Origin of the sequence: Sorangium sp. So ce296, from assembly GCF_051529605.1 — a bacterium.
Taxonomy (GTDB): Bacteria; Myxococcota_A; Polyangia; order Polyangiales; family Polyangiaceae; genus Sorangium; species Sorangium cellulosum_D.
In genome coordinates this window covers 1,207,211-1,228,335 of sequence record NZ_CP150325.1, presented here as the reverse complement: position 1 = coordinate 1,228,335, position 21,125 = coordinate 1,207,211, and the positions used below count along the sequence as shown (strand labels likewise).

At 72.3% G+C, this 21,125-nt stretch carries 11 protein-coding genes; 4 read left to right on the top strand and 7 right to left on the bottom strand.

Going from position 1 to position 21,125, the window contains the following annotated elements; all coding sequences use genetic code 11:
- Positions 1-129: 129 nt before the first annotated feature.
- From WME98_RS04580 to WME98_RS04570, 3 genes are all read right to left on the bottom strand, one after another.
- The gene (locus WME98_RS04580) at positions 130-303 is read right to left on the bottom strand and encodes a hypothetical protein (RefSeq protein ID WP_437950149.1); all 174 of its coding nucleotides are present in this window, start codon (positions 301-303) and stop codon (positions 130-132) included.
- A gap of 537 nt (positions 304-840) precedes the next feature.
- A complete protein-coding gene (locus tag WME98_RS04575) occupies positions 841-3,264 on the bottom strand; it encodes a collagen-like triple helix repeat-containing protein (protein WP_437950147.1) in 2,424 nt (807 codons plus the stop codon).
- Positions 3,265-4,091: 827 nt separating this feature from the next.
- A complete protein-coding gene (locus WME98_RS04570) occupies positions 4,092-5,420 on the bottom strand; it encodes a ferritin-like domain-containing protein (protein ID WP_437950146.1) in 1,329 nt (442 codons plus the stop codon).
- A gap of 282 nt (positions 5,421-5,702) precedes the next feature.
- On the opposite strand from WME98_RS04570, the gene WME98_RS04565 reads away from it, so the two are divergent.
- The gene (locus WME98_RS04565) at positions 5,703-6,245 is read left to right on the top strand and encodes a GNAT family N-acetyltransferase (RefSeq protein WP_437950145.1); all 543 of its coding nucleotides are present in this window, start codon (positions 5,703-5,705) and stop codon (positions 6,243-6,245) included.
- 39 nt (positions 6,246-6,284) lie between these two features.
- Here the strand turns inward: WME98_RS04565 and WME98_RS04560 are convergent, their stop codons facing one another.
- Positions 6,285-8,009, bottom strand: a complete 1,725-nt coding sequence (locus tag WME98_RS04560) for a trypsin-like serine peptidase (protein WP_437950144.1) — start codon at positions 8,007-8,009, stop codon at positions 6,285-6,287.
- Between the two features lie 175 nt (positions 8,010-8,184).
- Here WME98_RS04560 and WME98_RS04555 point away from each other — a divergent pair, with 175 nt between their 5' ends.
- Entirely contained in the window at positions 8,185-8,817 is a 633-nt protein-coding gene (locus tag WME98_RS04555; RefSeq protein ID WP_437950143.1) for a TetR/AcrR family transcriptional regulator, read from the top strand.
- Positions 8,817-10,121, top strand: coding sequence for an MFS transporter (locus WME98_RS04550; RefSeq protein WP_437950142.1), 1,305 nt, complete (start codon positions 8,817-8,819; stop codon positions 10,119-10,121). Before WME98_RS04555 ends, WME98_RS04550 begins: the two co-directional genes overlap by 1 nt.
- Here the strand turns inward: WME98_RS04550 and WME98_RS04545 are convergent.
- Positions 10,090-11,505, bottom strand: a complete 1,416-nt coding sequence (locus WME98_RS04545) for a PQQ-dependent sugar dehydrogenase (protein WP_437950141.1) — start codon at positions 11,503-11,505, stop codon at positions 10,090-10,092. The genes WME98_RS04550 and WME98_RS04545 overlap by 32 nt on opposite strands.
- 265 nt (positions 11,506-11,770) lie before the next feature.
- Here WME98_RS04545 and WME98_RS04540 point away from each other — a divergent pair, with 265 nt between their 5' ends.
- Complete coding sequence (locus WME98_RS04540) at positions 11,771-12,430, top strand: histidine phosphatase family protein (RefSeq protein WP_437950140.1); 660 nt, start codon at positions 11,771-11,773, stop codon at positions 12,428-12,430.
- A gap of 35 nt (positions 12,431-12,465) precedes the next feature.
- Here WME98_RS04540 and WME98_RS04535 read toward each other — a convergent pair whose 3' ends face one another.
- Both WME98_RS04535 and WME98_RS04530 read right to left on the bottom strand, forming a co-directional pair.
- Positions 12,466-14,055, bottom strand: a complete 1,590-nt coding sequence (locus WME98_RS04535) for a cache domain-containing protein (RefSeq protein WP_437950139.1) — start codon at positions 14,053-14,055, stop codon at positions 12,466-12,468.
- A 535-nt stretch (positions 14,056-14,590) separates the two neighbouring features.
- Positions 14,591-20,584 (bottom strand): AAA family ATPase, encoded by a 5,994-nt coding sequence (locus WME98_RS04530; RefSeq protein WP_437950138.1) that lies wholly within the window; start codon positions 20,582-20,584, stop codon positions 14,591-14,593.
- Positions 20,585-21,125: the final 541 nt, after the last annotated feature.

Sequence of the window (21,125 nt, the reverse complement as noted above, 5' to 3'; positions counted from 1 at the left end):
GTGTCCTCGTTCACTGGGGGAAGTTACCACAGAGTCTATGAGGCTCGGAGGATTCTCTGTGAATCTCCTCAGCATGCCTCGTACCTCTGGGTTGAAGTGAGGGGATGCCTTCACCAGCCGGTGAGCTGACTACGTGAAAGCACTGCTGTGGCACATGACGACAGCTGTGACAAAGGGCACCACCGAGGCGTCGCGCGCCGCGGCCTCTCCCCCGAGCACAGCAGCCATGGCGCGCCGGAATTCCGGCACAAATCGCCGCGGCCGCGCATTTTTTTCGGTGCCGAAGAAGAGCCCAATGTTCACGTTGTCACCGCCCGGGCTCCTTGCGAAAAGCGTGCAAGCTGCGCCACGGTCCGGCCCGGCATCTGGACCGTGGTGGGTCGATGGCGGGATTTGTCCTACACTGTGGGCTTTGGGCGGCGTGCGGGGGCACCTCGCCGTCGTGGCGCGTCGCAGCGCGTCGGTGTCCGCGCCGGGGGGGAGGCTGCGAGCTCGTGACCGGTGACCGGTGGGCTCGGGTGGTGGCCCAATTTGCCCCGGAGTGATTCACATGAAGGCGGGAAGGCAGGAAGATCATTGATGTTTTCTTCCCGCCTTCCCGCCTTCATGTTCAAATCCGGCCACCGGCTGGGCTCGCGACGGTGGGGGCTCGCGGGTCTCGCCATGCTGGACGGCGGGACGGGGTGCGGCCTCTCGCCATGCGTGCGGTGCGCGAGGAGCAAGCTGAGGGGGTGAGCCAGCTGTCCCCTGTCCTCAGGGCCGTTGTGAAGGGGACAGGGGGCAGCTGGTCGAGAGGTGGGGCTCACGAGCCCGTGAGCATGGCCCTGCGGTCGATCGCCGTCAGCGCTCGGGCACCTCGGCGCAGACCGCGAACGTGGTCAGCGCCACCGTCTGCCCCTTCTTGCCGTAGCCGCCCTCGAACACGGCGGTCGAGGTCCAGCCCGCGCGGCCCTCGTCGGCGGCTTCGAGCGGCGAGTTCTCCACCACCCTGCTGGTCGCCTGGGCTCCGCCGGAGATCGAGAATCCGCCGCTGAGCACGACCTCACCCGCGTTGCAGAGCGCCTTGACGTTGACGAACGCGCTCGTCGGCCCTGCCTCGCGCGTCACCGAGACCACGCGGATCTTGGCGATGCCGGGCGACCCCATGGGCCCTTGCGGGCCGCGCTCGCCCCTCGGCCCCTGCGGACCCTGCAGACCCTGGGTGCCCTTGACGCCGTCGGCGCCCTTGAGGCCCTGGGGACCGATGGAGCCCGCGGGACCCGCGGGGCCCTGGGGACCGCGCTCGCCGCGCTCGCCCTTGGGGCCCTGGGGACCCTGCGGGCCCTGGGGACCGCGCTCGCCCTTGGTGCCTTGCGGACCCTGGAGGCCCTTGGTGCCGTCGACGCCCTTGTGGCCCTGGGGACCGATGGCGCCCGGAACACCCGCGGGGCCCTGGGGACCGCGCTCGCCGCGCTCGCCCTTGGGCCCTTGCGGACCCTGGGGACCCTGGGGACCGCGCTCGCCCTTGGTGCCTTGCGGACCCTGGAGGCCCTTGGCGCCGTCGACGCCCTTGTGGCCCTGGGGACCGATGGCGCCCGGAACACCCGCGGGGCCCTGGGGACCGCGCTCGCCGCGCTCGCCCTTGGGCCCTTGCGGACCCTGGGGACCGCGCTCGCCCTTGGTGCCTTGCGGACCCTGGAGGCCCTTGGCGCCGTCGACGCCCTTGTGGCCCTGGGGACCGATGGCGCCCGGAACGCCCGCGGGGCCCTGGGGACCGCGCTCGCCCTTGGGGCCTTGCGGACCCTGGGGACCGACCTCGCCCTTGGGGCCCTGGGGACCCTGAGGACCGCGCGCGCCGTCGGCGCCCTTGAGGCCCTGGGGACCGATCTCGCCCCTGAGACCCTGGGCACCCTGGAGGCCCTTGGCGCCGTCGACGCCCTTGTGGCCCTGGGGACCGATGGCGCCCGGAGCGCCCGCCGGGCCCTGGGGACCGCGCTCGCCACGCTCGCCCTTGGGGCCTTGCGGACCCTGAAGACCCATCTCGCCCTTGGGGCCCTGAGGACCCTGAGGACCGCGCGCGCCGTCGGCGCCCTTGAGGCCCTGGGGACCGATCTCGCCCCTGAGCCCCTGGGGACCCTGGAGGCCCTTGGCGCCGTCGACGCCCTTGTGGCCCTGGGGACCGATGGCGCCCGGAGCGCCCGCCGGGCCCTGGGGACCGACCTCGCCCTTGGGGCCCTGCGGACCCTGGAGCCCTTGCGGACCGCGCTCGCCCTTGGGGCCCTGAGGACCCATCTCGCCCTTGGGGCCCTGGGGACCCTGAGGACCCATCTCGCCCTTGGGGCCCTGGGGACCCTGAGGACCGCGCGCGCCGTCGGCGCCCTTGAGGCCCTGAGGACCGATCTCGCCCCTGAGACCCTGGGCACCCTGGAGGCCCTTGGCGCCGTCCGTGCCCTTGAGGCCCTGGGGACCGATGGCGCCCGGAGCACCCGCGGGCCCTTGGGGACCGCGCTCGCCGCGCTCGCCCTTGGGACCCTGAGGACCCATCTCGCCCTTGGGGCCCTGGGGCCCCTGAGGCCCACGCGCGCCGTCAGCGCCCTTGAAGCCCTGAGGACCGATCTCGCCCTTGGGCCCTTGAGGACCGCGCACGCCGTCGATGCCCTTGATGCCCTGCGGGCCGACGAGCCCCTGCGGGCCGACGAGCCCCGCCTGCCCCGGCGCGCCCGGCTCGCCGCGCTCGCCCTTGGGCCCCTGCGGACCCTGCGGACCCTGCGGACCGCGCTCGCCCTTGGGGCCCATGGGCCCCTGAGGCCCACGCGCGCCGTCAGCGCCCTTGAAGCCCTGAGGACCCATCTCGCCCTTGAGCCCTTGAGGACCGCGCACGCCGTCGATGCCCTTGATGCCCTGCGGGCCGACGAGCCCCTGCGGGCCGACGAGCCCCGCCTGCCCCGGCGCGCCCGGCTCGCCGCGCTCGCCCTTGGGCCCCTGCGGACCCTGGGGCCCTTGAGGACCCCGCTCGCCCTTGGGCCCCTGCAGCCCCTGCGGGCCTGGCTCGCCCTTGGGCCCCTGGGGCCCCTGGGGACCGCGCTCGCCCTTGAAGACCTGCTGACCCACGAAGCCCTTGCTCGTGCGGGGCTGGGACACCAGCTCCTCCGAGGCCTGGCACTGGCCCGGGCTGTCCACGCTGCGGAGCTGTCCAGTGTGCTGGTGCTTGCACGCGTAGCTCAGATGGGCGTCAGCCGTGCCCTGATCCGAATCGGCGGCCCAGACCACGCCTGCGCTGGCCATCACGCCCGCAAATCCGGCGACGATTCCAGCAGAAACCGCACTCGCTCGATACTTTCGCATGTGAGTCCGCCTTTCCATCGATTTCGAGCTTTGATGCGCTCGATTCCCGCAGACAGTCGTGTTCAGATCAGGTGGAGCCCACAGGCGAGCGAATCGGGCGAAGGGCGACTCCAGGGCGGATCTCCGCCCTGGCCCTGCCCCGACCTCTCGATGAAAGTCCCACCAATTGCCGGCACGAAAAGCCAGGGCGATGCGTCGATACGACACCCTGCGGGCCATGCCACGACGCGTGGCGCAATCAGGTGCCGCCAGCGCTCGAAGGCTCCAGTCGCCAACCCGCTGTGTCTGGAGCGATCCTAAGTTGATGGGGGCGGCTCACCAAGTCCCCTGCCGAGGGCTTGACGATCAGGGCTCCTGTCGATCCGCGGCCGCGTATGCGTGGAGCGCTGGGCGGCGGCCGCGCCCGCGAAGCCCGGGCGCGTCGCGGAATCAGAACGAAGCCAGCGCGCGGCGAATGCCTGGAGAAGCAGCGGCCCGCGCCCGCGCAATGGCGCCAGGAGACCATCTCCGCGAAATGAGGAGACGGCTTCAGCGTCCCGCGCGCGGGCCAGGTGTTCGAAGAGAAAAAATGAACCACAGAGGCGCAGAGGGCACAGAGGCGCAGAGGGCACAGAGGAGAGAGCAAGAAAGAGCTCTTTCTCCTCTTCTTCTCTGCGCCCTCTGTGGCTCTGTGGTTCGTCTTCTCTTGTTCTCGGGATTTCTAGGTTGACGAAGGAGGCCTCTGGCGAACGCGAGAGGCACCGCGGGTGCGCTCGGGGCTAGCCCCGCTAGGCGCCCACGCCCGCAGCGCCCGCGGCGATCGCCTCCGCGAAATTCCGCGAGAGCCTCCTCGCCGCCTCCCGGCCCGGCATCCCGGCGTGGGCCACGAGCGCCGGATCCACCTCGCGCCGCGCCTCCTCCTCGAGCGCCGAAAGCGCCTCGCGCCGCGCCTCGTCGACGCGCCGCAGCTCGGCGGCCGAGAGCCGCGGCCGCACCCAGACGTCGATCGCCCACGAGAGCTTCGCGTGCCGCGCCTCGTCGCGCGCGACGCGCGTCATCACGCGCCGGACCAGCGGATCGCGCGCGAAGCGCCCCTGCCACATGCCGACCAGCGCCCCGTACGTCTCCCGCACGCACCCCTCGGTCGCGTTGTCGATCGCGAGCTCCTCCAGCGATCGGACCGGCCTCGGCTCCACCCGCGGCGGCTGCCAGCGGCCGCCGTAACGCGCCGAGAGGCGCCGCATCACGCGCGCGTGCCGCACCTCGTCGCGCCCGGCGGCGCGCGCCCGCTCCACGAGCGGCCGCGGCGCCCCGTGGTGGGCGAGCTCGCGCCCGAGCACATCGAAGGCCCAGACGCTCGCCGCCTCGAGCCGCGCCACGTTCGCGAAGTACGCCCCCACCGGCGTCGCGCCCCGGCCCGCAGCCCGCAGCAGCCCCGCCGGCCTCCGGCCGACGCAGGCGCCGGACTCGGACTCGATCACCTCGGTCTCCAGCTCCTGCACGCCGCCGCCCGCGTCGACCCCGAGCACATAGAGCGTGCGCTCGATCGGAGCGCAGGTCGCCGTGTACCGCGTCGCGAGGACCTCGTACGCGTCGCCGTCAGGCCGGACGCCGCCCTCGTCGGGCTTGCCGCAGCGGACGGTGTAGCCTGCCAGCGACGCGGCGAGCACCGCGTCCGCGGGCGCGTCCACGGGGCCGAGCCACGCCCTCACCGCGTCCCGCGTATCGAGGACCGTCACCTCGTCGCCCGCGTTGACGATCAGGATGTGCTCCGGGCAAAAATCCACGCAGTCCCCGAGGCGGAACCCCTTCGTCGACGTGGCCGCCGCGATCTTCTCCTCGCATGCGGGCCTGTCCGCCGCCCCGGAGCACTTCTCGCCCACCGACTCGAGCGCGCTCGGCGTCGCCGCGCCCGACGGGCTCGCTATCACTCTCAGCTCTACGTAATCGGCAGGAGCCCCGGGCTCGGCGCCCGCCAGGTACGGCGTGCGCCCCTCGCTCGCGCAAGGGATGGGCTCGAAGACGCTGGTGTCGATCCCGCATCCGCCGACGAGGGGCGCGAGCGAGAGCGACAGGACACGAAGCAGGATTTTGTCGATGGGGTTCGAAGAGGCCATATGCGTCCTCACCCAACAAGTTCTGTGCCGGCGAGGACAGCGCGGAGGGCTCGCAGGCTCGCGCGGACGGCGAACGCTCGCTGGCCTGACATCGTCGTCGCACCGGACGCCCGCGGCACAGCCCGACGAGGGCGGCCGCCGTCGAGCGCGCCACGCGCCGGCCGCGCAGGCTCGAGGCGCGACCGCAGCCGCGCTGTGCCACGCGCGGGCCGGGGCCGACGCGATGCTGCGCCTGGCCGACCCCGCGGTGCATCGCCGTGGCGGACCCGGTAAGATGGCGGGATGGTCGCCCTCGACAGGAACGAGCCTGACGAAACCCCCGCTGTCCTCACGACGCAACGCCTGAGCCTCCGCCCCCACCGGCCCTGCGACGTCCCGTTCATGATGCAGCTGAACGCCGATCCCGAGGTGATCCGCTACACGGGCGACCCTGCGTTCGCCAGCGAGGACGAGGCGCGCGCGGTGATCGCGCGGCTCGCGCACCAGTTCGAGGCCTTCCGCATGGGCCGGTTCGTCGCCTCGGACCGGGAGACGGGGGAGAAGCTCGGCTGGTGCGGGCTGAGGTGGCACGAGGAGCTTGGAGTCGCGGATCTCGGATATCGTTTCTTCCGGAAGCACTGGGGCAAAGGCTACGCGACCGAGGCGGGCGCGGCGTGCATCCGGTATGCGTTCGAGGAGCTCGGGCTCCCGAGCCTCGTCGCCCACGCGATGCTCGAGAACACTGCGTCGGTCAGGGTGCTGGAGAAGCTGGGGTTCCGCCGGACGGGGCCGACCGTGTTCAAGGGGCTCGCGGCGGAAGAGTTCGTGCTGCCGAGGCCGGCGTGACGTCGAGGATGTCCGGCCTCTGACGGCGGGCGACGCGGCTCACTCGGGCAGCAGGTAATCGAACGGCTCGCCCACGTTGCCTACCCAGTCCGTGGGGCGCACGCAGAACCGGGCCGGCAGGTCGCGGGGGTCGAGGAAGATGGGGATCCGCCGGTACCTGCGCCACTCGGCCGCCGGATCGTCGCAATCGGTCGTGTCCGGGGGGCCGAAGCGGTACTCGAAATCCGCGTGCTCCGGCAGGGAGAAGATCGGCTCGACGCGCATGCCCTCGGCGGCGTCGCCCCCGCGCGAGAGCGCGGGCCGGCGCGACGGCGGGGTCGTGTCGATCGTGGTGAGGACGACCGTGGGGAACGAGAGCGGCTGCCACGCGGCGTCGGGCGTCGCCGTCGGGCCGGCGATCGCGCAGAGCAGGTGGACCCCCTCGGCCTCGGGCAGCGCGATGGCCGAGAGGTCCTGGGAATCGAGCTTGATCGGCGCCGAGTAGCCCTCTTGCCGGCGGCAGTCGACCTCGCCGGCGCGCCCCAGCTTGTAGCGGAAGAACCCGAGCGCGTCCCGCGCGCCCAGCGTCACCTCCCAGGTGTTCGTCGCGCCCGTCGCCGGATCGCTCGGCCGCTCGCGGGGAGCGGGGTAGGTCAGCACGTCGAGCGCCCGGCCGGCGTCGAGGGCGCAGCCCTCGCGATCCAGCGCGAAGCGGCCGTCGTCCCCGAAGCAGGCGCTCACGCCGGTGACGTCGACGGCGTAGCTCGCGCCCTCGACCGACACGCCGGGCGGCGCGCCGACCTCGCAAGGCCTGCCGAGGAAGCAGTCGCCGTCGGGTGGGCTCCCCAGGGTCGTGGTGTTGACGACCGCATAGACCCGCTGCGCGTCGTCCAGCAAAGGCGAGCCCGAGCTGCCGTTGGCGATGTCGGCGCAGCGGTTCCGGTGCGCGCCGAACCAGTGCCAGCGATACTCGACGATATCGAAGGTGCCCTCCTCGCTGCAGCGGGCGCGCCGCAGGAACTCCACGTCGAGCTGCGGCGCGCCCACCACCGACACGCGCCCCCCCGGCGGCGGCGCCGAGGGCGCGAGCCCGAGCGCGACGACGCCGCGCTCCGCGAGGGCGCCGATCGTGGTGTCGAGCTCGACCACCGCGAGGTCGGTGCCCTTCATCGTCGCATAGCGGATCGCCTTCGCCGGCACCTCCACCTGAGCGCCCTCGGTGTCGCGGAAGTAATTGAAGATCATCCGCAGCTGCGGGGTCGCCTCGGTGTCCACGAACACCGCGTTTGCCGCGGTCTCCGCGGCCCACTCGTGGGTGCAGTGAGCGTTCGTGAGCACGTGGGCCGGCGCCTCGGGGCGCCCCGCGGGGTCGACGAGGAACGCCGTGCAGGCCCCGGAGCCGAGCCCGCCGCTCAGCCGGCCCACCGCCCTGAAAGGCGCGCTGGCCTCGTCCCGCCCCGAGAGGAGCTCGGACTCCCCGTCCCCCGGCCCGCTCCCGCCGGCGCCGCCAGCGCCGGCCTGGCCCCCGGCGCCGGCCTCGCCGCCAGCGCCGGCCTCGCCGCCGGCGCCGGCCTGGCCCCCGGCGCCGGCCTCGCCACCTGCGCCGGCCTCGCCGCCAGCGCCGGCCTGGCCCCCGGCGCCGGCCTCGCCGCCAGCGCCGCCCGCCCCGCCGCCGCCCTGGCCGCCCGCGTCGCCGGGGGGCGACGACGGCGCGCAGGACGCGGACACGAGGCCGGCGCAGGAGAGCAGCCCTGCGATCATCAGCGAGAGAGGACGCGACGTCATCGATCGAGCTCCTTGATGGCGAGACGCCGTAGCTTACCCGCCGCCCCTGCAGCTCGCCCGGCGCGATCCTGCTCGAGCGGCCCGCGCCCCTCCTTGACGGGCGGCTGAGGCCGCTTCATAAGTTGGTTGTACGACCAACCAACAAACCGGCGCCAGCGAGCGCAGGAGCGGCAGGATGCCTCGCCCCTCGAACACCGCGGAACGTCGAGCCCAGATCGCGCGCGCTCTCCTGGAGGTCATGGCGGAGCGCGGCTACGAGGGGGCGTCCATCGGGGCCGTCGCCGCGGCGGCCCACATCGCGCCGGGGCTGGTCCACTACCACTTCGAGAGCAAGCGAGAGATCCTGCTCGCCGCCGTCGAGCTGCTCGCGCGGGACCATGAGGGTCGGATCGAGCGGCGGCTCGCCGCCGCGGCGGGCGATCCGGAGGCCGAGCTCCGCGCGTTCATCGACGCGCACCTGCGGGTGGGCGAGGGGGCCGACCCGCGGGCGCTCGCCTGCTGGATCTGCGTGAGCGGCGAGGCGCTCCGGGACGCCGATGTCCGGAAGGCGTTCGCGGGCGCGCTCGAGGGCGCGGTGAAGAAGCTCGCCGCGATCGTGCGGCGCGGCGCGCGGGCGCGGGTGTTCTCCTGCGCGCGGGGCGACGTGGACGCCGCGGCCGCGGCGATCGTGGCCGCCATTCAGGGGTACTTCGTGCTCGCCGCCACGGCGCGCGAGCTCATCCCCCCGGGCTCGGCCGCCGGCGCGACGTGGGCGATGGCGTCGGGGCTCCTCGGCCTCTCCTCCGCCGCCAGGAAGGCGAGCCGCTGATGCGCTCTCCCCACCTGTCCTGGCGACGCCTCGGGCTCTTGGCGTCGCTGTATATGTGCCAGGGGCTCCCGTTCGGCTTCTTCACCCAGGCGCTCCCGGTCCTCCTGCGCAAGCAGGGGATCTCGCTCGAGGGCATCGGGCTCGCCTCCCTGCTCGCGCTCCCGTGGGCGCTCAAGTTCCTCTGGGCGCCGCTCGTCGATCGCTTCTTCTTCCCCCGGCTCGGGCGCCGCCGCTCGTGGATCCTCCCCTTGCAAGGGCTCACGATCGCGGCGCTCGGGCTGCTCGCGCTGCGGGACCCGGGGGAGGGGCTCTCCTCGGTGCTCGCGGCGGTGCTGATCGTCAATCTGCTCTCCGCCACCCAGGACATCGCCACGGACGGCCTGGCGGTGGACCTGCTGGCGCCGGGCGAGCGGGGCCTGGCCAACGGCATCCAGGTGGCCGGGTATCGGGCCGGGATGATCGTGGGCGGCGGGGCGCTGCTCGTCCTCTTCGACCGGCTGGGCTGGGGGCTCACCTTCGCGCTCATGGCGCTGTCGATTGCCCTGCTGAGCATTCCCACGCTGCTCGCCCGCGAGGCGGCGAGTGGGCGCGAGGGCGCTCGCTCCTCCTCGGTCGTCGCCATCGCCACCTCGTTCTGGAAGCGCCCTCATGCCCGGCAGGTGCTCGCGCTCATCGTCGTTTACAAGCTCGGCGACGCCTTCGCGGTGGGCATGCTGCGGCCGTTTCTCGCCGATCTCGGCCTCTCCCTCGCGGACATCGGGTGGCTCCTTGGGGCGGTGGGGTTCGTCGCGGGGCTGCTCGGCGCGCTGGCCGGCGGGGCGCTGGTGCTGCGGCTCGGGCGGCGCTCGTCGCTGGTCGGCTTCGCCGTCCTCCAGGCGGCGAGCGTGCTCGGGTACGCGTACGCCGCCCGGGCCGAGGCAGGGGTGCCGCTGCTGGCGGCGCTCTGTGCGTTCGAGCACTTCGCCGGCGGGATGGCCACGGCGGCGCTCTTCACGTGCATGATGGACTGGACCGATCGGGAGAGCGCCGCCACGGATTACACCCTCCAGGCGAGCGCGATGGTGATCGCCACGGGGGTCGCCTCGGCGGCGAGCGGGTTCTCCGCGGGGCGCCTCGGCTATCCGCTGCACTTCAGCCTGGCGGCCGTCCTGGCGGCGCTCTCGCCGGTCCTCGCATTCCTCCTGTTTCCGAGCGCGCGCTTCACGTCGAAGCTCGCGCTCGAGGAGGCATCCCAGGGCCAGAGCGACAGGCTCCCTGCTCGGGCGCCCTACCTCACTGGCCGGTGTACGAGACGCGGTAGATGATGCCGCTCGTGTCGTCGCTCACGAGGAGAGACCCGTCCGGCATCTGGAGGAGCCCGGCGGGGCGGCCGAAGGTGGCGCGGCCGTCCTCGATCAGCCATCCGGTGATGAAATCCTCGAAGCCCGTCGGCGTGTGAGTCGCGTCGTCGAAGAGGACGCGCACCACCTTGTAGCCCACCGGCGGGTAACGGTTCCACGAGCCGCGCATCGCGACGAACGCGTCGTTCTTGTACTCGGCCGGGAACTGGTCGCCCGTGTAGAAGCGGAAATCGATGGGCGCGCTGTGCGCGTCGTAGATGAGCACCGCGGGCTCGGTGGCGGCGGCGTATTCCTGTTTCGTCGTGTCGGGCGGGTCGTCCATGATCGGATCGAGCCCCCGCTCGCCGGGGCCGCTCGAGTACACATAAGGCCAGCCGTAGTTGTTGCCCTCGACGAGCCGGTTGAGCTCCTCGGGAGGCACGACGTTGCCGCGCTGGTCGCTGCCGTGATCCATGCCCCAGAGCTCGTCGGTGCCCGGGTACCAGTCGAAGCCGATGGTGTTGCGCAGGCCCTTGGCGAAGACGGTGCGGTCCTGCTGCGTCTGGGGGCCGAGCGATGGGTCGATGAGCAGCAGGGCGGCGTGCTCGGGGTTCGTCTCGGCGCACGCGTTGCAGCTGCTGCCCACCGAGAACAGGAGGGATGTCCCGTCGGGGGTGAAGCGCATCGTGCGCTTGCCGTGCTGGCCGCCGTCGGGCAGATCGGTGATCAAGGTCGACGCGTCGCCGAGGCGGCCGTCGCCGTCGATGGGGGCGGCGTAAAGGCTCGTCGCTGTCGCCAGGTACATGGTGTCGCGTTCGGCGTTGAGCGCGATGCCGTGCAGGGTCTGGAAGCCCGGACCCCCCGTGAACACCTTCGTCGACTCGTCCGCCGCCCCGTTGCCGTCGGTGTCGCGCAGGAGCAGCACGTCCCCGGTCGTCGGCCGCGTGACGTACACCCCGCCGCCGGGGGCGAGCTCCATCATGCGCGCATTGTCGGCCCCTCTCGCGAACACGCTGATCGTGAACCCCGGCTTCGTCTTGAGCTTTTCGAGCAGCTCGTCGGAGAACGGCCGCTCCTCGGGCCGGAAGGTGTTGTCGTTCTCCGGGCTGTACCCCCCGGCGCCGCCGCTGCCGCCCTCGCCGCCGCTGCCGCCCTCGCCGCCGCTGCGGCCTTCGCCGCCGCCGCCGCCCTCGCCGCCGCTGCCGCCGCCTGCGCCCTGGCCGCCCCCTCCTGCCTGCGCGCCCTGATCCGATGGCGCGCCGCCGCTCCCTCCGGAGCCGGCCTGGACGTCGGCGGGCTGAACGCCGCCTTCCTCGCCGCACGCCGCGACGAGCAACAGGATGAGCCAAGGCGCAAATTGCCGTTTCATGCGAGCGACCCTTTCCGCAAGAGAGGCCCCGGGGGCGTCGGGGAGCGCCCTCCGCCCGGAACCCTCGCTGGATGACCTTGTTCGGGCGAGGACCGAAGCACGCCGCGTACCTGTTGGGAGCCCGGCGGGTAAGCGAGGACCTCTTACAAACTGGCTACCCGCGCGCTGTGGCACGATGGCTCGGCGCCGGCCGGCGCGTGGCAGAAAGGCACGCCGGCGCGCCGCGCCGCCGAGCGTCGCGCGCCCTGCTACAGTGCGGCCCATCGTGCACGCCACCACGAAGCTGATGCTCATCCGGCACGGGGAGACCGACGACAACCGCGCGCAGGTGTTCCAGGGACAGGCGGGGCGCGGGCTCAACGCGCGGGGGCGCGAGCAGGCGGCGCGGCTCGCGGCGCGGTTCGCCGGCGCGCGGCTCCGGCTCGCGGCCGTCTACTGCTCCGACCTCGAGCGCGCCGAGGAGACGGCGGCGCGCCTCGCCTCGGCGCTGGGCCTCCGGGCCGTCGCGGACCCTGCGCTGCGGGAGGTGAGCCTCGGCGCCTGGCAGGGGCTCAGCCGCGGCGAGGTGCAGGCGCGCTTCCCGGAGGAGTGGGCCGCATGGCGGAGCGGCGTCGACGTCCGGCGCGGGGGCGGCGAGACGTACGCGGAGCTCGGCGATCGCATGATGCGCGCGCTCGACCGGATCGCGGAGCGGCACGCCGGCGAGGCCGTCGGGGTCGTCTCCCACGGCGCGGCCATCAAGACCGCGGTCGGGCGGATGCTCCAGATGGACGGGAGCGGGCTGAAGGCGCTCCAGGTGCCGGCGAACACGGGCGTCTGCCTGATCGAACACGACCCGAAGAGCGGCTATCGCGTCGTCGTCTGGAACGACGCCGCTCACCTCGGCGACGCGCTGGTCGAGGCGCTCTCCGCGCCTCCGGCGTGAGGCGCGGCGCGGGCGGCCCGGGGACCACGCAGCGCTCAGAGCGCCGGGGTCGAGCGGAGCGCGGCCGCCTGGCGGGCGGACATGCAATGCTTGATGCCCTCCTTCAGGCTGCGCAATGGCCGGAGGTCGTCCAGCTCGACGCCGAGCGCGACGAACGTGCGCGCGATATGAGGGCTGATGCCCGTCACGATGCAGGAGCAGCCGAGCAGCCGCACGGCCCTGGCCACTCGGGCCAGGCGCGCCGCGACCTCCTCATCGATGGCCGGCAGCCCGGTCACATCGAGGATGATCCAGCGGGCCTGCGCCTCGACGATCCGGCGGAGCAGGCCTTCCATCATCTCGGTCGCCCGCGCGGCGTCCACGGGCCCGACGATCGAGAGCGCGAGGATCTCGTCCCAGATGTCCACGATGGGCAGCGACAGCTCGCGGATGGTGATGCGCTGGCGCTCGATGGTCTGGAGCTGCTGCTCGAGGTCGACCTTGGCGGCGCGCAGCTCGCGGAGCGCCTCCTCGCGCTGGGCGAGCGACTCCGTCTTGGCCTGGGACGCGGCCGCGGACGTGCTGAGCGCCGCCTCGAGCTCCTTCTGCGCGACCTTCCTCTCATCGATCTCCTGCTCCAGACGCTCCTTGGCGCTGTTCAGCAGCGCCGACCGCTCCCGGAGGGCCCGCTGGATGCGGCCGAGGAGGACGTGGAACATCGCGAGCAGCACCGCGCTCACGCCGGCGAACGCGGCGCAGCCTGCCGCGAGCTGCGCGCGGGCGGCGGCGGCGATGTTCGTCACGTCGCGCATCACGAGCAACTTCGCTGTTTCGAGGGCCCGGACGTCATCGATCGGGAGCAGCATGCACTGCAGGACGCGGCCGTCCGCCCGGATGGTCGCGGTCGGCGCGTCGAGGGCCAGGCCCTGCCGCGATAGCAGCGCGGAGAGCTCGTCGGGGATCGCCTGCACCGTGCTGAAGACGGAGACGATCGAGGGGAGCGTGTCCCAGGGCGGCAGCCTCTGTTTCTGGGCGGTCGGCTCCCAGAGCTCTCGCTGCACGTACCGCTTGTCGACGAGGATGACGAGCTCGACCCCCGGGACGTCGCGCAACGAGGCGGCGACGTGCTCGAACTCCTTGCCGAGCTCGATGTACCCGAGGAGGCGTCCCCCGGAGCGCCAGGGCACCACATAGCGGAGGGTGTATGTGCCGAGGGGCCCCTGCTCGTTTCCGAAGCTCGGCTGTCCCGTCCGCTCCGCTTCCAGGAGCGTGACTCGAGAGATCGTGTCGCCGAAACGGGGGGGCTCGTGAACCCGCAAAAAGCTCACGCGGTCGGGAGCATGAAAGTAGAGGTGGGTGATCCCGGCGCGCGCCTTGAGCTCCTGGAGAAGCGGCGCCCCCCGCTGGAGGAGCGCCTCGCGGTCCCCGCGGAGCATGGCATCTTCGAGGACCGGATCCCGCTCGATGGCGCTCATCAGCGAGCTCAGGGTCTCGACGTTGTCGATGAGCGCCCGCCGGAGGAGCTCCGTTGTGCGCTCGGTGTCCTGCCGGATCGCCTCGTCGCGCCGTGAGGCGAACACGCTGTACGTGGTCGCCACATAGAGTGCGAGCAATAAGGCCAGCGCGAGCGCCAGAGGGATGAGCACTCTGAGACGTACGTTGTGGTCCGCGTCCTCGCGGACTGCACTGCGATCCTCCATGAGCCTCCTCCCACGTCCCGGGCCTCGCCGGGGTCGGCGCTCGCCTGCGATGCGCCCCAGCCGGGGCCCCCGCTGGCCGGTGGACACATGCGCCCGTCACGTGGAACGGTTCTACACCTCCCGGCGCGATGAAGATACTGCTGTCAGAAAGAGACGACGAGATCTCCCGGCGCGCGTCTATCACGCTCACCTGGGGCAGCTCGCCCGGCATCGATGACGTGGAGATGGACGGAAATGTCTGCCGAAATCGCCGAGGCGTCCGCGAGAGAGCGCTTTCGATCCGGACGGGTAATTGTCCGGCGTTGTATGGCGAAGTGGACCTGCTGAGATTGAACGAGGCGTAACGCGGCGATGATCCTCTGGTAAATCCGTCGCAGGGGATCGCCAGAGTCGTACCTTCCCAGGATCCGGCCTGGCCCTCGAGCGTCACGGAAGGGGCAGCGCAGCAGGTCGAGCCCCCGCAGCGGCTCCAGGTGAACGACTACGCCGGCGGGCGCGCGGCGCCCAGGCCGTCCGTGTCGGTCTCCGCCTCGGCCGCGTTCAAGGGGAGCTCCACGATGAACGTGGCGCCGGCGCCCGGCGCGCTCTCCACGCGGATGGTGCCGCCATGCGCGGTCACGATCCATCGGACGATGTAGAGCCCGAGGCCGAGGCCGCCGAAGTTCCGGACCGACACCGCGCGCTCGAAGCGCTCGAAGATCCTCGCCTGATCCGCCTCCGCGATGCCCATACCGTGATCGCGGACCACGAGCAGGGCCCGATCGGCCTGGCCGCGCACCATGACGTGAATCGGGCCGCCGGCGCCATATTTCATCGCGTTCGACAGGAGGTTGATGAGGACCTGCTCCATGCGCGACGGATCCCAGCGCCCGACCACGGCCTCGTCCAGATCGAGCTGGACGCCGCAGCGCGCGTCGGCGAGCTGCTGGCTCATCCGCTCGACGATCTCGCGCACCAGGGCCGCCAGATCGACCGGCGCGCGCGCGAGCGTCAGCTGCCCGGCGCTCAGCCGCGTGACGTCGAGCAGCTCGTTGACGAGGTGCGCGAGCCGCGCTATCTGCCGATTCAAGACCTGCAGCGCCGCGTCGAGGCGCTCGGGGGCGAGCTCGGAGCGCTGGTAGCGCCGCAGCAGCCGCTCGATGAGGTGCGCCTGCATCTTGAGCGAGGTCAGCGGGGTCTTGAGCTCGTGCGAAGCGACGAGGAGGAACTCGTCCCGCCGCTCGATCGCCTGCTGGGCCTCGGCGAACAGACGGGCGTTGTCGAGCGCCAGCGCCGCGCGGGCGCCCAGCTCCTCGGCCAGCCACAGGTCGGCTGGGCCGTAACGGCGCTGAGGCCCCATCAGCAGCAGGAGCATGACCCCGAAGCAGCGGTCGCGCGCGAGGAGCGGAACCCGGATGAAGGCGTGAACGCCGAGCTGCCCGAGGAGCGGCGCGGCGCCGAGGTCGCCGACCTCGGGCGGCGTCGGCGCCGCCGTCGTCAGGGGCCGCACCGCGTCCCTCACGGCGTCGACGAGCTCCGCGGGCACGCCTGCGATGGCCGTGTGCCCCGGGGCGTCGGGATCGAGGCGCATGTCGACGACGCACCGGTCGGCCAGCTCGGGGACCGCGAGCTGGGCCACGCTCTCGAGGGTCGCGCTGTAGCCGAGGGCCATCAGCCTGCGGCTCGCCTCGGCCAGGAAGCGCTCGGCCCGCTCGGCCCGCTTGCGCTCGGTGATGTCGGTGGAGATGCCGCACAGCACGCCCGACATGACCCCCTCGCCGAGCGGGAACTTGACCGAGAGGAAGGTGCGCGGTCCGTCCGCCAGCAGCACCTCCTCCTCGCACTCCAGCGGCTCGCCCGCGTCGAACACGCGCCGGTCGTTGTCCTGGAGGGTCCCGACGGTCGGCCCAGGAAAGAGCTCGGCGTCGGTCTTTCCGAGGACCTCGTGGCGCGGCAGGCGCACGAGGTGGCCCGCCTGACGGTTGACGAGCACATACCGGCCCTCGCGGTCCTTCAGGTAGATGGCCGCGGCCGAGTTGTCGACGATCGCCTGGAGGGTGGCCTGGTTCGCCTGGAGCGCCTGCTCCGCCCGCCGGCGCTCGGCGTTCTCCTGCTCGACCTGGGAATAGAGCATGGCGTTCTCCAGCGAGATGGCCGACTGCGAGGCGAGCAGCTCGAGCACGCTGAGCCGCGCCGGGGTGAACGCGCCGGCGACGAGCTTGTTCTCGAGGTACAGCAGGCCGAGCAAGCGGGCCTGCTGCACGATGGGGAGGCACAGCACCGATCTCGGCTGCTTCCGGGCGAAGTACGCGTCCTCCGAGAACGGGTGCCGGGCGGCGGCGTCGTCGAGGAGCACGCGCTCATGGCTGCGACGAACGTAGTTGAGGATGGACCGCGGCAGCGCCGCCGCCTCCGCCTCGCCCGCGTCGAGCAGCCGCGCCGCGCCGCCGGACGCCGCGATCGCCGCCGCGGTCGACAGGCGATCTTCCCGGACCAGGAGCACATAGCCCTCCTCGGCGCCCGCGTGCTCGACCACGATGCGCAGCAGCATCTCGAGCAGGCGCGGGAGCTTGAGCTCGCCGGAGATGCTCTGCGCGGCCTTGACCACCGAAAGGACGTCGAACTGCTCGGCCCGCACGGCGAAGGTGACCGTGGGCGCGATCGGCTTGCGCTCGACGAGGAAGGGATAGCGCTGGTCGAGCTGCTCCACCTTGGCGTGGGCGCCCCAGCGGAAGTAGGCGGCGCGGGCCTTCTGCAGGTAAGCGTCGGCGGGCGTGGACAGGCCGCGCGCGCGGTAGAACCCCGCGGCGAGCTCGCAGGCGATCGCCTCGTGCTGGACGAAGCCGTGCTCGCGCGCCGACGCGATGGCCTGCTCGTAGCGCCGGACGGCCTCCCCCTCCCGCCCGAGGAGCCGGGCGATCTCGGCGCAGACGAGGGCGTGCTTGTGGAGGAAGTTCGGAGGACAGCTCTCCGCCCACTCGCCGAGCCGCCGCTCGCAGTCGAGCAGCGCTCGGGGGAGCTCCTCGGGCGGCGACGCCTCGTCCGAGACCGCGGCGAGCGCGAGCGCGTGGACATAGAAGCTCTCGACGACGAGCGCGTGCGCGTCGTTCCTCCAGTCGTAATCGACGACCAGGCGGGACGAGGCCGCGAGCGCCTCGGCCGGAGCGCCGAGGACGAACCGCGCCTGCGCCTTCAGGCTGAAGTAGATGCTGTGCGCGCTGCCCGCGGCCCCTGAGAGGAGCCAGCCCTCGAAGGCCTCCTGGTCGAGCTTGGACCCGTCCAGCATCGGAAAATCGACCGGCCGCCCGCGCAGCGCCTGGATGAGGTACCGGACGCCGAGCAGGGCGCCATGAACGAACGTGTAGCCGGCCCTGCGCACGAACCCCATCCGGTCCTCGGTCTGGTGGAGGACGTCCTCCAGCGGCTCGCCGCAGAGCAGCGGGAACGCCGCTGCCCAGATGCAGTTGTAACAGGCGTTGTTCCAGTCGCCGCACTCGACCGCGGCGTTGAAGCCGAGGCGGGCATAGGAGAAGGTCTCCCGGTAGTGGCGCGTCCAGAAGATCACCTGCTGCGCGAGCAGCGTGAACACCGAGGCCTTCGTGGCGAGGACGGGGCTCCTGTCCGCCAGGTCGTAGGCGAGCTTGCCGAACAGATACGCCTCTTCGTATCTCCCGAACTTCGGGGCGAGCACCCTCGCGAAGGCGGCATACGCTTGGGCGGAGGTCTCCGCGTTGCCGTGGCGCAGGCTGAGCTTGACCATGCGCACGACGAGCAGATAGTGCAGGTTCTGGTCGACGAAGAAGGCAGGGATCATGACGCCCCGGAGGACGCCCATCGCGACCTTGATCTCCGGGTGTGTCATGGCGGGCAGATCGAGCAGGCCCTCGATGCGCCGGTCGCCCAGGAGCTGCCAGACGGCCTCGGTCTCCTCTTCGACCTGCGGGTCGGTGACGGGGAGCGACACCTCGACGTCCCAGGCGCGGAGGCACGAGAGCCCGATCTCCACGGCGCGCGCGGGTCGCCCGCGGGTGGCGTTCAGCGCGACGGCGAGCTCGACGACCGCGGCCCGTTCGGCTCTGCTCCTGGCGCGCTCGGTGAGCTCTGCGAGCAGCCGCTCGGCCTCGTCGAAGCTGCCGGTGACGTACGCGGCGCGCGCGCGCTCCAGGCCGAGGTCGTAGGCGAGCTCGTAGTGCGTCTCCCAGCGCTCCTCGGGGAGGAGCGCCGTGCCCGCGGCGAAGAGGGACGCGGCCGTCTCGTGGGCCGCCGCCGCCTCGGCCCTCCTGCCGGCGCGCAGGTTCAGCGCGGCGAGCTCGGCCCGCTCTGCCGGAGAGCGGATGAGCGCGGCGCCGCGGTTGAGGTGGCCCACGATGTCGAAGAGCGTCTCCTCGCGCTCCGCCGCGCTCCGCCCCTCCAGCAGCAGCCGGCCGATACAGAGGTGCACCTCGGCGAGCTGCGCCGCCGGGATGAGCGCCTGGGCGGCCTGCTGCACCCGGTCGTGGACGAACCGGTACGCGCCGTTCCGGCGGAGCAGCAGCCCTTCTCGCGCGGCCTCCGAGAGCGCCTCGGAGAGCTCCGCCGCGGGGCGCTTCGCGACCACCGCGAGGGTGTCGAGTGTCAGGCTGCTGCCGAGGCACGCGGCGAGCTTGAGCGCGTCCTGCGCCGGGGCCGAGAGCCGCTTCAGCTTGCCCACCATCAGATCGACGACGTTGTCGCTGAAGCCCTTGTCGCGGATCGCGGCGATGTCCCAGCGAAAGGCGCCCGCCTCGGCGTCGAAGGCGATGAGCCTCCCCTGGTGCAGCTCGATCAGGAACTGGATCGCGAAGAAGGGGTTGCCGCCGGTCTTCTCGTGGACGAGCTGGGCGAGCGGCTCGACCTGCTCGGCCGGGGCGTGGAGCGCGCCGGCGACGAGCGCTCCGACGTCGGACGCGGAGAGCGGCGCGAGGACGATGTCGCTGACCAGGGCGCCGCGCCGCCGCGCGTCGGCCACCATGAGCGCGAGCGGGTGCGCCGGGCCGACCTCGCTGTCCCGGAAGGCGCCGATCAGCAAGAGGTGCTCGGCCTCGGCGTAGGTGACGAGCTGCTCGAGCAGCTGGAGGCTCCCGGCGTCGGCCCACTGGAGATCGTCGAGGAAGAGCACCATCGGGTGCTCCTCGTGGACGCACGCCGCGACGAAGCGCTGGAGCGTCGCGTGGACCCGGTGCCGGGCCTCGACCGCGGGGAGCTCCGGCGCGGGCGGCTGCGGGCCGAGGAGCAGATCGAGCTCGGGGAGCACGCCGGCGAGCAGCCCGCCGCTCGCGCCGAGCGCCTCCCGCAGGCGCTGCCTCCAGCGCTCGAGCTCCTCCTCGCTCACACACAGGATCTCCTGCACGAGGCCGCGGAACGCCTGGAGGAAGGCGTGGTACGGGACGTCCCGCTTGAGCTGCTCGAACTTGCCCGAGAGGAAGAAGCCCCGCTCGCGCACGACCGGCCGGTGCAGCTCGGCCACGAGCGACGACTTGCCGACGCCCGAGTACCCCGACACGAGCACGAGCTCCGGCCGGCCGTGGGCCACCACGCGCTCGAAGACGGCGAGCAGCGCCTCGACCTCGCGCTCGCGGCCGTAGAGCCGCTCCGGGATCTGGAACCGAGCCGAGGCGTCGCGCTGCCCGAGCGGAAAGGCCTCGACGGCGCCGCGCGACCGGAGCTCGGCGAAGCACCGGTCGAGGTCGTGCTGCAGGCCGAGCGCGCTCTGGTAACGCTCCTCCGCGGCCTTGGCCAGGAGCTTGAGCACGATCGCCGACAGCTGCGGGGGGATCGAGGGGACGAGCGCGTGCGGCGGGGGCGGCGTCAGGGCGATGTGGCAATGCACCCACTCCACGGGATCGCTCGCCTGGAAGGGCAGGGCGCCGGTCAGCAGCTCGTAGAAGGTGACGCCGAGGGAGTAGAGGTCGGACCGCTCGTCGATGGAGCGGTTCATCCGGCCGGTCTGCTCCGGCGCCATGTACGCGAGCGTCCCCGCGATCAGCGCGTCGTCGGCGAGGTCCTCCGGCCCGCGGGGCGAGGTGCAGGCGATCCCGAGATCGGTGATCTTCACCTCCCCGGTGTCGGGGTTGTAAAGCAGGTTCTGGGGCTTGATGTCCCTGTGGACGATGTGGTGCCGGTGCAGCTCGGCGAGCGCGGCGGAGAGGCGCAGGGCGAGGGGGAAGAAGCGCTCGAGCGGCATCGGCCCGCGCTGGAGCAGGTCGAGCGAGCGGCCGCCGAAGTCCTCCAGGACCAGCGCCACCTGGTCGCCGAACGCCTCGATCGCGTGCGCCTTGACGATGACGGGCGCGGCGAGCCCGCTCGCCACCTCGTGCTCGTGGTGGAGCCGCCCGAGGGCGTGGGGGCTCGCGTGGTCGCGCCGCAGGACCTTGAGCACGACCGGCCGGCCGTCCTCCGCGCGCCTGGCTCGGTAGAGGATCGTATCTGCCCCGGTGTGCAGGACCTCCAGCACGAGGTAGCGTGAGCTCTGGGGCATAGGGAGATCTTCGAAAGCCGGGCGGCTCCCGAGGCGCCGACGTGGGGCCTGATGTTGCCAAAAGTGCAGCGCTTCGCCACGGACAAATGGCGGTGCGGCGCCGCGTCGGCTCGCTTGCTGCGCGCTCCCATCAGCCCCCGACGTCCGTCCCGTTCGTAACGATACTGCGGGGGCGGACCCGTTTGTGGTCGAACGCGATCGCGAGGACATGGCCGGAATCGGCCCCGCAGCGCCGTGCGCCCTGGGAAGCCAACACGAGGTGCACCACGGACATCCACGCTTGGACCGACCGCTGCATTCTTGGGCTCAGACCACTCGCCATCGTGAGATGTGGTATCTGGGTCGCCTGCGCCAGGTCATGTGATCTCCCGGGCATACGGACAAATGGCGCCGAGCCGGCTCGCGGTGGTGCTCAAATTTGCCCGGAGAGAGTTCACATGAAGGCGGGAAGGCAGGAAGACGATTGATTTTATTTTTCTTCCCGTCTTACCGCCTTCATGTTCAATTTCGAGCACTGCCCGGCTCGCCTGCGGCGCCCTCC

Bases quoted from the DNA above. Each gene is read 5' to 3' on its own strand.
- WME98_RS04575 (WP_437950147.1), bottom strand. From the start codon at position 3,264: ATGGCCAGCGCAGGCGTGGTCTGGGCCGCCGATTCGGATCAGGGCACG.
- WME98_RS04570 (WP_437950146.1), bottom strand. From the start codon at position 5,420: ATGGCCTCTTCGAACCCCATCGACAAAATCCTGCTTCGTGTCCTGTCG.
- WME98_RS04565 (WP_437950145.1), top strand. From the start codon at position 5,703: ATGGTCGCCCTCGACAGGAACGAGCCTGACGAAACCCCCGCTGTCCTC.
- WME98_RS04560 (WP_437950144.1), bottom strand. From the start codon at position 8,009: ATGACGTCGCGTCCTCTCTCGCTGATGATCGCAGGGCTGCTCTCCTGC.
- WME98_RS04555 (WP_437950143.1), top strand. From the start codon at position 8,185: ATGCCTCGCCCCTCGAACACCGCGGAACGTCGAGCCCAGATCGCGCGC.
- WME98_RS04550 (WP_437950142.1), top strand. From the start codon at position 8,817: ATGCGCTCTCCCCACCTGTCCTGGCGACGCCTCGGGCTCTTGGCGTCG.
- WME98_RS04545 (WP_437950141.1), bottom strand. From the start codon at position 11,505: ATGAAACGGCAATTTGCGCCTTGGCTCATCCTGTTGCTCGTCGCGGCG.
- WME98_RS04530 (WP_437950138.1), bottom strand. From the start codon at position 20,584: ATGCCCCAGAGCTCACGCTACCTCGTGCTGGAGGTCCTGCACACCGGG.